This window comes from Archangium primigenium (assembly GCF_016904885.1).
In the GTDB taxonomy this organism is placed as follows: Bacteria; Myxococcota; Myxococcia; order Myxococcales; family Myxococcaceae; genus Cystobacter; species Cystobacter primigenius.
Map to the genome: position 1 here is coordinate 3,429,396 of NZ_JADWYI010000001.1, position 14,286 is coordinate 3,443,681.

Genomic DNA, 14,286 nt, shown 5'->3' on the forward strand with positions numbered 1-14,286 from the left:
CGCTCCTCGTTGCGGCTCAGCGGAACCGAGGCACGAACCATATTTCGACGGTGGTGTAAATGCTGGCCTTGTCGGGGGTGGCGTCGGCCTGGGGGGCCTCGGGCTCGCGGAACATGGCGCAGATGGGGAAGGCCTCCCCCGAGGGCAGGATGAGCCGCGTGTAGCGGGCCTGGACCAGACCCTGCTCGAAGTAGACGCGGCCGCTCAGCGTGGCGTGATTGGGGATGTCCCCCCACGTCGCGAGCACGAGCAGCGTGGAGTCCTGTCCATTCCGCACGGTCGTGAATTCGCTCTCGAACTTGTAGAACTCGCCCAGGGATTTCAGGGAGCCCACGTAGTAGCCCTGCTCGAGCCCCAGCCGGAAGCGCCTGCGCGTCGCCTCGCTTCCCGCGGGGCACTCCTCCGCGGGCGGGGGCCGTGGCGTGCTCGCGCAGGCGGCGCCCACGCAGGCGGCGGCGGCGACCAGGGTGGCGGGAAGGGAGGAACGGCCAGGGGGAGGCTTGCGCATGGGAGGGTTCTCGCGAGGCGTCGCAGGGGCGACGGGCGCGGGGGAGGGCGACTCCAGGGGTTTCGCGCCCGGCCCAACTTCCGCCGTCTTCGTGGCGGGCGCCACTTCCCGCCAAAACCCATCCTGCTGGGCGGGGAGGGGGTGGGGTGACGTGGCACGTGGGGTCGAGGGCCCTGACCCGCTCGGAGAGGTGCCCCCTCGCGCGCCCACCCACAGCCCGGCCACGGCCACGGCCACGGCCAGGCCCGCGGCCAGCGCCCCCCGGCGACGCCCACGCCGGGGGGCCCTGGGCGCGGCCCCGGTCGGGGCCTCGGGGGGGCGCTCCGCCTCGAAGAGCGGCACGTGCCAGGAGGCGTCCGCCTCGCGCAGGGCCCGCTCCAGGGCCTGGGTGAGGGCGGCGGCATCGGCGTAGCGGGCCGGGGGCTCCTTCTCCAGCATGCGCAGACACACCTGGCCGAGCGCCGGGGGGACCCGGGGATTGCGCGCGTGCGGGGGCTCGGGTGCGCGCTGGAGGATGTCGCGCACCAGCGGCCCATGCCGGTCGCCGAAGGGCAGCACGCGCGTGAGCAGCGTGTAGAGCGTGACGCCCAGGGCCCACCAGTCATCCGAGGGCCGGGAGACATAGGGCTCGCCCTCCCACTCCCGGGCGAAGCGCAGCATCTCGGGACTGCGGTACTCGGGGGTGCCGGGGGGCAGCCGCTGCGTGAGCCGGGGCGAGCCCTCGTAGGCCGCCGAGCCGAAGTCCACCAGCACCGGCCGCCCGTCCTCCTGGCGCACGACGATGTTGGCTTCCTTCACGTCCCGGTGCACCACCCCGGCCGCGTGCACCTGACCCAGCGCCCGCGTCAGGGGCAGGAGCACCCGCTCCACCCACTGGGCGGCCGTGGGCGGTGCCTCGCGCGCCCAGACATCCAGCGGCGGGCCCCGCACCCACTCCATCTCCAGCACGAGGAAGCGCGGCTCGGCCTCGGGCCACTGGGCGTAGCCGAGCAGCCGCACCACGGAGGCGTCCCGCACGCGGCGCAGCGCATCCACCTCGCGCTCGCCCCAGGAGCCCAGGGGCACGACCTTGAGCGCGAAGCGCTGGCCCCCGCGCTCGGCGAGGAACACCTGGCCCGAGCTGCCCCGGGACAGGGGCTCGATCAGGGTGAAGCCCGCCACCTGACTGCCAGGGGTGAGGCCGACGCCCGCTGCTGGCGCCGCCCCCCGCTGACCCGCGCGTCCGTCGTGCATCCCACCTGCCTCCCGCTCGGGCGGGAGACTACCAGCGGGATGACCGCGTGCCGTGGACTTGTCAGGTGGGGTCCGACACGCCCGACACGACGGGCCTCACAGCTCCTCGAGGAACTCGTCGTTGTACGTGTAGCGGCTCAGCCGCTTGATGAGCGCCTCCATGGCCTCCACCGGCTTCACGGAGAAGAGCATCTGCCGCATCTTCTTCACCTTCTCGTACTCCCGGTGGGTGAAGAGCTTCTCTTCCTTGCGCGTGCCGGACTGGCCGATGTTGATGGCCGGGAAGATGCGCTTCTCCGAGAGGAAGCGGTCCAGGGTGACCTCGGAGTTACCCGTGCCCTTGAACTCCTCGAAGATGACCTCGTCCATGCGGCTGCCGGTGTCGATGAGCGCCGTGCCGATGATGGTGAGGCTGCCGGCCTCCTCGGTGGCGCGCGCGGCGCCGAAGATGCGCTTGGGGCGCTCGAGCGCGCGGCTGTCCACGCCGCCCGACAGCGTGCGGCCCGAGTTGTCCTGCTCCTTGTTATAGGCGCGCGCCAGACGGGTGATGGAGTCCAGGAGGATCATCACGTCCTTGCCGCTCTCCACCAGCCGCCGCGCCCGCTCCAGCGCCAGCTCGGCGATCTTCAGGTGGTCGCCCGTGGGCCGGTCCGAGCTGGACGCGAGCACCTCGGCCTTGATGCTGCGGCGCATGTCGGTGACCTCCTCGGGGCGCTCGTCGATGAGCAGCACCATGAGGTGGATCTCCGGGTGGTTGGTCACCACCGCCTGGGCGATGCGCTGGAGCATGATGGTCTTGCCCGTCTTGGGCGGGGCCACGATGAGCGCGCGCTGGCCCTTGCCAATGGGCGAGATGAGATCGAACACCCGCGTCACCAGCTCCCGGTGGCCGTTCTCCAGCTTGATGCGGTCCACGGGATCCACGGACGTGAGGTCCGCGAAGTGGGGCAGGCGGCCGACCTGATCCAACGGGCGACCGTCCACCTGCTCCACGCGCTGGATGAGGCCCTTCTGGCCCTTCATCTGCGCGAACGCATGGAGGTACTGGCCCGAGCGCAGGCGCAGCTTCTGCACCAGGTTCTTCGGAATCTCCGCGTCATCCGGCGAGGGCAGCAGGTTGCGTTTGATCTGCCGCAGGTAGGCATTGGGGCCCTTGGCCTCGGTGTCGAGCACGCCCTCCACGGGGGTGAGCGACGGCTGCGGGGCCACGTGCTGGGCGCGCGGGGTGCCCCCGCCATGGTGCGGCGCGTGGGCGTGCGGCGGGGCGGCCGGCGCGGGCGGGCCACCGGGGGCGGGCTGCGGCTGCGGCTGCGGCTGTTGCTGTTGCTGCTGCGCCAGACGCTGCTGGTACTGCTGCAATTCCTGGGGCGTGAGGAACACCTGTTGCTGCTGCCCGTCCGGTCCGGCGACCATCCGGTAGGCCTGACCTTCCGGGGTGAAGTGCACCTGGGCGCCCCGGCGGCGGCGGCGGCGGCGGCGGCGGCGGCCTCCCGGGCCCGCGGGCGCGCCCGCGGCCTGTCCCGGTCCGGCCGAGCCCTCGCCCTCGTCGGGGCCGTCGTCGCCCTCGTCATCGCCGTCGTCCAGGTCGGGCGCCTCGGGACGGGCGGCCGCGGGGGAGGGAAGCTCTCGGGGATCGCGGTTGTCGGTTTCGCTCATGGTCTACAGGGGCTGTGGCGCACCCCTCCGAGGAGGAGTCCCCGGCGGGGCGCGCGAGGTTCTGCGGGCTGTGGGACAGGGGTCTGCCGCGGGGTTGCTCGCGAGGAGGTCGCGCGGATGCCACGAGCCTCGCGAGGACCGAACCGCCGGCCCCTGGAGCGTCCCGATGGCCCGGGGGGCCGATTCGGAAAGCGCGGGGACTACCCTATCAAAGGACACACCGGAAGCCGGGAGAATTTCGTCCCCCGGTGTTTTCCGCTCGACTTCACCGAACCTGGAGTGAGAAGGGCCGCGCCGCCTTGAGGCCGGGCTCCAGCAGCCAGGGAGACTCCAGCCCCGCCTCCCGCACGAGCTGCTGGAGGGCGGGGGGCAGCACGTTCACCCCGGGTTCACCCCCCCACGAGGACAGGAAGCCACTCGGCTCGGCGACCACCTCCACGTCCAGCTCCTCCCACTGGGGCACCCGGGCGCGCGCGCGGGCCGAGGCCACCGCCTCTACCAAGCCGCCCATCTGGTCCACCAGTCCCCGCGCGTGGGCCGCCGAGCCCGTCCACACCCGGCCCCGGGCGAGCGTGTCCACCTTCTCCTTGTCCAGCTTCCGGGACGTGGCCACCTGGGTGATGAAGTCGTCGTAGGCCGCGTTCACCCACCCCTGCATGGCCTCGCGCTCGGCGTCCGTCCAGGGCCGCCACAGGTTCACCAGGTCCGGCATGGGCGCGCGGCCGATCGTCTCCTGGCTCACCCCCAGCTTGTCCCCGAGCAGGCCCTGGAGCGCGGGCTTGAGGTAGAAGACGCCGATGCTGCCGGTGAGCGTGGTGGGCAGGGCCCAGATCTCGTCCGCGCCCATGGCGGCGTAGTAGCCCCCCGACGCCGCCACGTCGCCCATGGAGGCGATGACGGGCTTGTGCTTCCTGGCCTCGAGCACCGCGCGGTACATCAGGTCCGAGGCCAGCACCTCGCCGCCGGGCGAGTCCACCCGCAGCACGATGGCCACCACCGAGGGATCCCGCTGGGCGCGCTCCAGGGCGAGGATGAACGTCTCGGCCCCCGAGGCCAGCTCGCCGCCCAGGGGCGAGCCGCGGCTCTTGCCGCCCACGATGCTGCCGAGCACGGGCACCACCGCGATGCGCCGCCGCGGGCTCCAGCGCGTGTCGCGCTCGTCGCGGGGCGAGTAGCGGCTGTCGTAGCGCGCCCCGGGCACCAGCGCCTCCAGCTTCGCGTCGAAGTCCTCGGGCATCAGCACCCCGTCCACGAGCCCGAACTCCTGGGCCCGTCGGGCGGTGAGGATGCCCGCGCCCCACGCCTCGCGCAGCCGCTCGGGCGTGATCCGCCGCGCCTTCGTCACCGTCTCCACGTCATAGGCCGTCTGCGTGTCCAGGAAGCCCTCGAGCGTCTCGCGCTCGGCGGGGCTCAGGTCGCGCCGGGTGAGCTGCTCGGGGGCCGTCTTGTAGTCGCCCACCCGCGCCACGTCCCACGTGACGCCCAGCTTCTCCATGGTGCCCCCCAGGTACAGCACCTGGGCCGACAGCCCGTTGACGAGCAGCGACGAGGCGTTGAGCGCGTACACCTCGTCCGCCGCCGAGGCCACCAGGTACGTCCGGTCATCCACCTGGTGCAGCACCGCCATCACCTTCTTGCCCGCCGCGCGCAGCCGCAGCACCGCCCGGTGCAGCTCGTCCGCCTTGGCCCAGTCCACCCCGGGCAGCTCCGACAGCTTGAGCACCACGCCCTTGAGCCGCTCGTCGTGCGCCGCGTCGTCCAGCCACTGCACCAGCCGCAGGTAGGGGTCCGTCCCCCGCGACACGCCGAGCAGGTTGACGCCCAGGCCGCCGCGCGGCGTCAGCCGGTCATCCAGGTCCACCAGCGCGAGCACGCCCCGGCCCAGGCGCGGCGCCGCGTAGTTCTCGCGCGACAGGCGCACCGCGAGCACGTGGTCCATGCCTCCGCCCCGGGCGCCGCCCGCGGCGTAGGTGAGGCCCAGGCGCGAGCTGTCCAGGGTGGCGGCGAGCTGCAGCGCCAGCGGCGGCCCCCCCGCGACGAGCCCATGGGACAGGCCCGCCCCCAGCCCCACGCCCGGCAGCACCGTGGCGCGCAGCGTGTAGGTGAGCTGGGCCGTCCGCCGGTCCCCGTGCGCCACGGCCAGGTCCGCGCCCAGCGTCAGCCGCTCGCCCAGGGGCCGCAGGCCCAGCGCCAGCTGGTAGACGCGCGGCAGGGTGTACGCCCCGCTCGTGGGCGCCGTCACGTCCTGGATGACCGCGCCCAGGGACAGGAAGCGCGCGGGGCGCAGCGTGAGGCCCAGGTCCACGCCCGAGAGCCGATCCACCGCGCGCACCTCGGAGGCCAGGGCGTGGTAGCTCGCGCCGAGCGACAGCGCGCCCGCGCCGAGCGCCAGGCCCACGGACGTCTTGCGGTAGTCGGGCAGGCCCCGGCCGCGCAGCCACTCCACCCCCGCGCCCACGCCCACGCCGCCGCCGAACGACGTGCCCAGGAAGAGCGCGTCGCCCACCTGGTCGCGCACGAGGTTGCGCTCGTGCAGGTAGAAGAGCTGCCCGGCGCCCATGAAGCGCAGGCTCGCCGGGTTGAGGGAGAGCGCCGTGGCCTCGTCCACCAGCGCGGCGGACGTGGGCGGCAGCGTCACCCCCCGGGGCGGTACGGCGGACTGGGGGATGCGCCCCGTCTGGGCGAGCACGAGGCCAGGACACAGCAGCAGCAGGGGGAGAGCGCGCATGGCCCCCGGACTCTAGGCACCGGGCGGGGCCACACAAGCCTCGCGGCTCACCAGTCTTCGGTACCGTTCACTCCCTCCAACGGATCGCCACCCTTGCGCTTCTGCTCCTGCTGGCGCCGCTTGCCGCCCTGATCCTCGGCGTTCCACTCGTCCATGCCGTGGCTGTTGTCCAGCGGATCCGAGGACTTCACCTTCTTCTCCGCTCCGCCCTCCGAGGCGTTGATGAGGTTGTTGACGAGCCGCTGCAGCTCGGACTTGAGCTGGCCGAACTCGTCGCCCTGGAGCATCACGCGCCGCACGCCCAGGCGTTTGCCGGTGTTCATCTCGTACAGCCCCATCACCAGCTCCGTGGTGCCGCTGTCGGGCAAGTCCCGCACCGTGCCCACGAGGCCCCGATCCAACCCCAGCGCCTTGCCCAGCGCGGCCACCGCCTGGTTGTTGGTGTTCTTGTCCGCGCGCATGACCTCGCTGCTCACCGCGTCCAGCCGGGCGTCGTAGGCCTTGTAGTTGTCCGTGGGCTGCAGCACGAGCGTGGTCTCCACGTCGTCGGGGCTCACCTCCAGGAGCTGCCCCGTCACCTGGAAGCCGGGCCGCTCCAGGCGCAAGAGGTGCTTGCCCACCGCGAGCGTGGGGACCGTCATGGGGGTGAAGCCCTTGAACTCGTTGTCGATGAAGACGCGCGCCCCGGCGGGCCGCGACTTCACCTGGGCGCCACCGCGCAGCGCCGCGTTGAGCCCCGTGGCCACCTGCACGCGCAGGGAGAGCAGCTCGCGCGAGTAGCGCTTGGTGTCCAGCTCGTAGGTGGGGTTGAGCGCCATCAGGTCCAGCAGCGCCAGCTTCGCCTCCTCCACGTCCCCGCGCTGCTGCATCACCGCGGCGAAGAGCGCCGTGGCGTCACACAGGGGGTTGCACGAGGCCGTCATCGCCGCGGGGGCCAGCCGCAGCTCCTTGAGCGTGGCGCGCAGCTTGCGCTCCGCGTCCTCGTAGTCCTTCTTGAGGAACGCCTCGAGGCTCTCCAGGTAGCCCTTCTGGCCTCGCTTGAGCGAGGCCTCGGCCTCCGTGTCCCGGGGCAGGCCGAGCAGATCCTCGGGCTTGCGCACCGTGTAGCCCTGGAACTGGGTCAGGGCCTCGTTCATGTAGCCCTCCATCTTGGGCCCGCTCGCCTCGGCCGTGGGATCCATGGGCACGAGGAGCGAACTGACGCGCAGGGGGGTGGCCTTGGGGGGCGGCGGGGCGGCCAGCGCGAGGGAGGGCAGGAGCAGCAGCGCAAGGGCTTTCATGTGAATGGACCTCGAGAATGGAGGCGCTACCAACCCGCGCCGAAGTTGCCCAGCCGGGGCCCGAGGGGCCGCGGCCCCTGGTTGGCCAGGAGGATGCCCGCGGTGGTGGCCACCGCCACGCCCCCCACGGCGGCCCAGAACCAGGGCTTCTTCACCGTGGCCACCAGCGCCGCGGGCAGGCGGCTGTCGGGCACGATCTTTCCCGTGGCGAAGTCGCGCACCTGGAGCACGGCGCGCTGGCGCTCCGGGGCCTGGGTGGCGTCCAGCTTCACGCCGCGCAGGCGGTTCTTGCCCGTCAAATCCCACGCGTACAGCGTGGTGGCCGTGGGCGCGCGCGCGTCACGGCCCACCACGGCGAGCACCACGTAGCGCGCGCCGAGCTTCTCGCCGAGCCGGGCCACCTCGGGGGGCGGCTCGGCCCGCGACTCGTCCAGCGTGCGCGCGGCGCCGGCCTGGGCGGCCAGGGTGTGGACCTCGGCCAGGCCCGGCAGCGGCTCGAGCGTGGGGCGCACCGGCTCGCTCTTGCCGGACGTCACCGTCTGGAAGACGCCGTAGGGCACGTGGCCGGGCAGGGTGAAGGCGAGCGGGTGGGGCCCCGGCGGCAGCTCGAGGTTCTTGAGGGGCGTGGTGCCCAGCGGCTCGCCCCGCAGCGTCACCTGGGCGCCCGAGGGCGCGGAGTCGACGAGGAGCGTGCCCTTGGGGCGCGCCTCCAGGTCCTTGCGCGCGGCGGCGAAGGCCTCGTGCACGTCCGGCCCGAAGAGGTCCGACTCGGGCTTCACGCTGGGGGCCGCGAGCACGGCGCGGGTGAAGGCCGCGCGGGCGCTGTCCAGGTCGCCGTTGAGCAGGTGCGAGGCGCCCAGGAAGATGTACACGCGCGCGAGCCGCTCGGGCTGCATGTCCACCGGGTGCTGCTCGTAGAAGGCCGCTGCGGAGGCGAACTTCTTCACCGCCGCCTCCGGATCCAGGTTGTCGTAGAGGTCCTTGCCCTCGGTGAACAGCCCGTCGCCGGGCTTCATGGACTCGGCCGGGGGCGAGGGGAAGAGCCACTCGGGCGTCACGAGCTGCAGCTCGCCCTGGGCCCCGAGCGCCTCGCGCAACTGGGTCTCCAGCGTCTGGGCCCGCGCCTGGGCGCCCGGGGTGGCGGCCGCGGTCAGCACCACCAGCTTGCCCGACCAGGGGTACACCGGCGCGGGCGGCGCGGTGACGACGGGGGGCGGAGGCGGTGGGGCCACCACCGGCTCGGGGGTCGGCTCGGGGGGAGGAGGCGGCGGCTCCTCCTTCTTGGGCTTGCGGGCGGCGGTCGGGGCGCGGCGGGGGGTGGCGGCCTCGGCATCGAGGCACACCGCGCCCATCCACAGCGCGAGCGAAAGGGTGATGGAAGTCTTCAAGCGCACGGCGCCGATGCTAGCCGAGCCGGGGGGCCCGGCACCATGCCTCGCGCGGCGGTACCGGGCGTGCAGCCCGCCTACACGTCCAGTTCCTCCACCTCGGTGGCGCTCTCCATGATGAACTTGAAGCGCGCGCTCACGTCCTTGCCCATCAAGTCGTTGATGACCTGATCGGTCAGGAGGGGGTTGTCGATCGTCACCCGGAGGCTCTGGCGCTGCTTGGGATCGAGCGTGGTCTCCTTGAGCTCGTCCGGCGTCATCTCCCCCAGCCCCTTGAAGCGCATGACGCTGGGCTTGGCGTTGCCCTTGACCTTCTCGCGGATGATGCGGTCGCGGTGGGCCTCGTCCAGCGCCCAGTACGTCTCCTTGCCGATGTCCACCCGGAACAGGGGGGGCTGGGCCAGGTAGATGTGCCCCTGCTCGATGAGCGGGCGCAGGTGCCGGTAGAAGAAGGTGAGCAGGAGCGTGGCGATGTGGTGCCCGTCGCTGTCGGCGTCCATGAGCAGGAAGACGCGGCCGTAGCGCAGCTTGGTGATGTCGAAGTCGTTGCCGATGCCGCAGCCCAGCGCGCTCACGATGTCCGTGAGCTCCTTGTTGCCCACGACCTTGTCCGTGGACGCCTGCTCGCTGTTGAGCACCTTGCCGCGCAGCGGCAGGACGGCCTGCGTCTTGCGGTCCCGCCCCTGCTTGGCGCTCCCACCTGCGGAGTCACCCTCCACCAGGAACAGCTCGCTGCTGCCCGGCTCGGTGGCGGAGCAATCCGCCAGCTTGCCCGGCAGGTTGAGCCGGTGGCTCACGGCCGTCTTGCGGCTGATGGCCTGTGACGCGGCGCGGCTGGCCTCGCGCGCCCGCGCGGCGAGCACGATGCGCGCCACCACCGCCTCGGCGATGGTCTTGTTGTCGTTGAGCCACTTCTCCAGCGCGGGCCGGATGACGCCATCCACCTGGGCGGACACCTCGGGGTTGTTGAGCCGCCCCTTCGTCTGGCCCTGGAACTGCGGCTCCACCACGTAGGTGGAGAGGATGACCGTCATGCCCTCGCGGATGTCCTCGGCCGTGAGCGTGACGCCCTTGAAGGTGAGGCCGTGCGTCTCGATGTAGTTGCGCACCGCCTTGACCACCGCGCCGCGCAGACCCGCCTCGTGCGTGCCGCCCAGGGGCGTGGGGATGCCGTTGACGTACGAGCGGATGTGCTCGTCCGTGGCCTCCGTCCACACCAGCGCCGCCTCCAGGCGGACCCCGTCTCCCCGCGTGTGGTAGAACTGGGACGTGCTGCCCGCGGGCACCACGGGCTTGCCCCGCTCGGCCACCACCTTGGTGAGGTACTCGGCGATGCCGCCGTCGTGCTTGAACTCCTCCTTCACGTGAGGGCTGGCCGTCTCGTCCTTCCAGACGACCGTCATGCCCTTGTGCAGGTAGCTCTTGGCCTCGAGCCGCTCGCGGATGAGCGCCGCGTCGAACTTGAGCTTCTCGCCGAAGATCTCCGGATCCGGCTCGAAGGTGGTGGAGGTGCCGCTGCCGCGCGCGGGGCCCTCCACCTTGAGGGGGCTCGTGGGCTTGCCCTTGCTGTACGTCTGGACGTGGCGCTTGCCCTCGCGCTTGATCTCCACCACGAGCTTGCGCGCGAGCGCGTTCACCACGGAGCTGCCCACGCCGTGCAGACCGCCCGAGTGGATGTAGTTGCCCTGCTCGAACTTGCCGCCCGCGTGCAGCGTGGTGAGGATGACCTCCACCGCGGGCTTCTTGTGCTTGGGCATGATGTCCACGGGAATGCCGCGCCCGTCGTCCACCACGGTGATGGTCCGACCATCCTTGTGCAGCGTCACCTCCACGGTGGACGCATAGCCGTTGATGACCTCGTCCACCGAGTTGTCGAGGATCTCCCAGAGCAGGTGGTGGTAGCCCGTGCCGTCGGTGCCGCCGATGTACATCGCCGGGCGCTTGCGCACCGGCTCCAGGCCCTCGAGGACCTGGATGTCCGCGCCCGTATAGGTCGTCTTCTTGGTCGTCGCCATGGCTCGTCTCAGTCCTTACTTCGGCTCGGGCAGGGGGATGAACAGCGGCGCGCGCTGCACTTCCTTGACCGTGTCCTTGCGCGACATCTCGTGGCCCTTGCCGCCACGGCCCGTCACCTCGTGCTTGCCCGGGTGCAAGACGAGGCTGCGGCCCTTGCCCGTCTCGAACGCGAGGCCCGCCTCCCTGTTGCCCGGAGGCGACACGAGGAAGTCCATCACCCGATCCCCGGCCTCCAGCTTGATGACACTCACGCCCTTGCCGGGGCCCGCCAGCTCGTTGACCTCCCCCACCTTGCACACGAGCACGCTCGTGCGCTCGGTGAGCACGCCCACCACGTCCTTGTCCTCCACCGCCTGCACGCCGACGATCTCGTCGCCCTCGCCCGTCTTGGCGTAGCGGCGGCCGGCGCGCGTGGACACCTCCAGGTGCAGGGCCATCAGCACGCGCATGCCCTGGCCCTGGCGGGTGACGGCCAGCAGCTTCTCCGGCCGCCACAGGCGCGTGTCGAGCGAGAACGCGGACACCACGCGCTCGCCGTCGTCGAACTTGAACAGCTTCTGCACCGGGTCTCCGTAGCCCGTGGAGGCCGGCACGTCGTTGAAGCGCGTGACGTAGGCGGTGCCGAAGTTGCTGAAGAGCACCAGGTTGGCCTTGAGGCTGCCGGCCACCACCGCCATCACCGCGTCGCCCTCGCGCAGGCGCGTGGAGGACGGGTCCTTCACCTCGCGCAGGCGCTTGATCCACCCGTCGCGGGTGATGACCACGTGCGCGTCCTCGTCCGCGATGAGCGCCTCGGCGTCGAACACCATCTCCTCGGCGCCGCTGCGGCTCACCTTGGTGCGGCGCTTGCCCGTGGCGTACTGGGCCTTGAGCTCGCCCAGCTCCGTCTTGATCGTCCCCCACAGGCGCGCGTCGCTCTTGAGCAGCGCCTCCAGGCCCTTGATCTGCGCGCGCTTCTCCTTGAGCTCGTTCTGCACGACGAGGATCTCCAGGCGGGCGAGCTTGTAGAGCTTCATCTCCAGGATGGCGTCCGTCTGGGCCTCGTCGAGCTTGAAGCGCGCGATGAGCTTCTTGGCCGCGTCCTGCTTGCCCTCGGACTGGCGGATGATGCGGATCATCTCGTCCAGGGCGTCGTAGACCTTCTCGAAGCCCTCGAGCAGGTGCACGCGCTTCTTGAGCTCCTCGAGCTGGAACTGCAGCCGCCGCCGCGTCACCTCCATGCGGAACTGCAGGAAGTACTGGAGGACGTCCTTGAGCCCCAGCCGCCGCGGCATGCCCACGTCCGGGTTGTCCGGGTTGGGCACCAGGCACGTGAGGTTCACGTTGAAGTTCGTCTGCAGCGGGGTGTTCTTGTAGAGGTAGGCCATCACCAGCTCGGGGCTGGCCTCCTTCTTGAGCTCCAGGACGATGCGCACTTCCTTGGTGGACTCGTCGCGCACGTCCACCACGAGCGGCAGCTTGCGCTCGCGGACGATCTCCCCGATCTTCGCCACCAGGGTGGACTTGTTCACCGCGTACGGGATGGACGTGACGATGATCTGCTGGCCGCCGCGCTTGAGATCCTCCAGCTCGTACTCGCCGCGCAGCCGCACGCTGCCCTGGCCCGTCTCGTAGATCTCCTGCAGCTCCTTCTGATCGTTGAGGATCTCCCCGCCGGTGGGGAAGTCCGGACCCTTGACCCACTTGAGCAGCTGCTTGGTGGTGAGGTTGGGGTCCTCCACGAGCGCCACGAGCGCGTCGCACAGCTCGCCCAGGTGGTGGGGCGGGATGTTGGTGGCCATGCCCACGGCGATGCCCGTGGTGCCGTTCATCAACAGGTGGGGCAGGCGCGCCGGCAGCACGATGGGCTCGGTGCGGGTGCCGTCGTAGTTGGGCCGGAAGTCCACCGTCTTCTGGCTGAGTTCATCGAGCAGCTCGCCGGCCAGGCGCTCCAGGCGGCACTCGGTGTAGCGGTACGCCGCCGCCGAGTCGCCGTCCAGCGAGCCGAAGTTGCCGTGGCCGTCCACCAGCGGGTAGCGCAGGGAGAAGTCCTGGGCCATGCGCACGAGCGCCTCGTAGATGGAGGCGTCGCCGTGGGGGTGGTAGGGGCCCATGATGGCACCCACGACCTGCGCGCACTTCTTGTACTTGGCGTCGTGCGAGAGGTTCAGGTCGTTCCACATGCCGAACAGGATGCGGCGCTGCACCGGCTTGAGGCCGTCGCGCACATCCGGCAGGGCGCGGGACGTGATGACCGACAGGGCGTAGTTGAGGTAGCGGCGGCGTGCTTCCTCGGCGAGCGCGGCCGGCTGGTCGCCGCCTCCGCCTCCTCCGGCGCCCGCGGCGCCCCCGTCTCCTCCGCCCCCGGAGGCTCCCTGCTTCTTGCGCGTCTTGTTCTCCGCTTGTGCGAGCGTGCTCATGTGTTCAGGCCAGGATGAGTGGTATCCCTGTGAAACGCGGGGCGCGGCGCGCGCACTCCGGGTCGCGGGACGAAAGAGAATGAGCCGGCGGAACTACCACGGCACACCCTGCAAAGAAACGAAGTGAAGGAGTCGCGACGGCGCGCGGCCTCCGTTTCTATACGCGCGTTCAGTGCCCGAGGCCATGAAATCCAACCCCTTAGAGAGCGGGGGGGTGGAGGCGAGGTGCTCGCCTGGCCGGACGGGGACGGGACGCGCGGAAGGGGGGCGGCGGCGGGCGCCGCCCCGGGACACATCAATCCGACGACCATGGGGCTCTATCGCATGACGGGCTGACATGACCCGCCGGGTCCGCCCGGCCACGGGGACCTCGTACGGCTGCTAGCTCCCCTTGCGGAAGATCTTCACCTTGCTGTTGCTCGCGCTGCCGCTGAGCAGGCCGGGAATCTGGGCCTGGATCGCCTTGGCGCCCACCGGGTGGTAGATGACGCGCGCCTTGCGGCCCGAGGGCAGGTTGCCGCCCGCGTCGATGAGCAGGAAGACGGTGTTGCCCTCGACATGGACGCGCTCGGTGTCCACGCGGTGGTCCAGTTCGGCCAGCAGGTCGCCGTCATCCAGGTTCTGTGACTCGCCACTGAGCCGCCGCACCTTCACGCGCAGGTAGCTGGCGGACGCGGCGCCCGCCAGGTCGCGGGTGCCCTGGACGATGATGGCCAGGTCCGCGCCATTCTCGGGTTGCTGGCCGGCGAGCTTCACCCCCGACTGGGTGTTGGAGTCCGAGTCGAACAGCAGGGTGGCGTTGGCGCACCGCATGCCGCACTCCGGCCCGAAGGGGGCCTTGTTGAAGCGCAGCTTCAGCGCGATGTCGCTGCCCTGGGGGCCCACCATGGCCTCCACCACCACGGGCCGCTCCTCTCCCTGGGTGGGGGTGAAGCGGAAGGTGGAGCGGTCCTTGGCCGCTTCGGCGCCCGGGACGCACAGGAGGAGAGCCAGGGCAAACAGCAGTCGTCTCAAGGGATAGACCTCCTCGATGAAGGGGGCAGGGGGTTGGTTGGTGGGGACTCATTCAACTGCGAAG

At 71.3% G+C, this 14,286-nt stretch carries 8 protein-coding genes; all 8 read right to left on the reverse strand.

The window, feature by feature from the left end; genetic code table 11:
* Positions 1 to 16: 16 nt before the first annotated feature.
* The 8 genes from I3V78_RS14290 to I3V78_RS14325 all read right to left on the reverse strand — a co-directional run bounded on the left by I3V78_RS14290 (position 17) and on the right by I3V78_RS14325 (position 14,222).
* A complete protein-coding gene (locus tag I3V78_RS14290) occupies positions 17 to 1,741 on the reverse strand; it encodes a serine/threonine protein kinase (protein ID WP_204488162.1) in 1,725 nt (574 codons plus the stop codon).
* Positions 1,742 to 1,837: 96 nt separating this feature from the next.
* Positions 1,838 to 3,397 (reverse strand): transcription termination factor Rho, encoded by a 1,560-nt coding sequence (gene rho / locus I3V78_RS14295; protein WP_204488164.1) that lies wholly within the window; start codon positions 3,395 to 3,397, stop codon positions 1,838 to 1,840.
* Between the two features lie 265 nt (positions 3,398 to 3,662).
* On the reverse strand, positions 3,663 to 6,125 hold the full coding sequence (gene sppA, locus I3V78_RS14300; RefSeq protein ID WP_204488166.1) for a signal peptide peptidase SppA: 2,463 nt from the start codon (positions 6,123 to 6,125) through the stop codon (positions 3,663 to 3,665).
* Positions 6,126 to 6,172: 47 nt separating this feature from the next.
* Positions 6,173 to 7,405 carry a PEGA domain-containing protein gene (locus I3V78_RS14305; RefSeq protein ID WP_204488169.1) on the reverse strand — a complete coding sequence of 411 codons (1,233 nt, stop codon included), beginning with the start codon at positions 7,403 to 7,405 and terminating at the stop codon, positions 6,173 to 6,175.
* A 26-nt stretch (positions 7,406 to 7,431) separates the two neighbouring features.
* Entirely contained in the window at positions 7,432 to 8,799 is a 1,368-nt protein-coding gene (locus tag I3V78_RS14310) for a PEGA domain-containing protein (RefSeq protein WP_204488171.1), read from the reverse strand.
* A gap of 71 nt (positions 8,800 to 8,870) precedes the next feature.
* Positions 8,871 to 10,808, reverse strand: coding sequence for a DNA gyrase/topoisomerase IV subunit B (locus tag I3V78_RS14315; protein WP_204488173.1), 1,938 nt, complete (start codon positions 10,806 to 10,808; stop codon positions 8,871 to 8,873).
* 15 nt (positions 10,809 to 10,823) lie between these two features.
* Entirely contained in the window at positions 10,824 to 13,208 is a 2,385-nt protein-coding gene (locus tag I3V78_RS14320; protein ID WP_204488176.1) for a DNA gyrase/topoisomerase IV subunit A, read from the reverse strand.
* Between the two features lie 381 nt (positions 13,209 to 13,589).
* Positions 13,590 to 14,222: a hypothetical protein gene (locus I3V78_RS14325; RefSeq protein ID WP_239576426.1), complete on the reverse strand. Its 633-nt coding sequence runs from the start codon at positions 14,220 to 14,222 to the stop codon at positions 13,590 to 13,592.
* Positions 14,223 to 14,286 lie beyond the last annotated feature (64 nt).

Bases quoted from the DNA above. Each gene is read 5' to 3' on its own strand.
- I3V78_RS14320 (WP_204488176.1), bottom strand. From the start codon at position 13,208: ATGAGCACGCTCGCACAAGCGGAGAACAAGACGCGCAAGAAGCAGGGA.
- rho (WP_204488164.1), bottom strand. From the start codon at position 3,397: ATGAGCGAAACCGACAACCGCGATCCCCGAGAGCTTCCCTCCCCCGCG.
- sppA (WP_204488166.1), bottom strand. From the start codon at position 6,125: ATGCGCGCTCTCCCCCTGCTGCTGCTGTGTCCTGGCCTCGTGCTCGCC.
- I3V78_RS14290 (WP_204488162.1), bottom strand. From the start codon at position 1,741: ATGCACGACGGACGCGCGGGTCAGCGGGGGGCGGCGCCAGCAGCGGGC.
- I3V78_RS14305 (WP_204488169.1), bottom strand. From the start codon at position 7,405: ATGAAAGCCCTTGCGCTGCTGCTCCTGCCCTCCCTCGCGCTGGCCGCC.
- I3V78_RS14315 (WP_204488173.1), bottom strand. From the start codon at position 10,808: ATGGCGACGACCAAGAAGACGACCTATACGGGCGCGGACATCCAGGTC.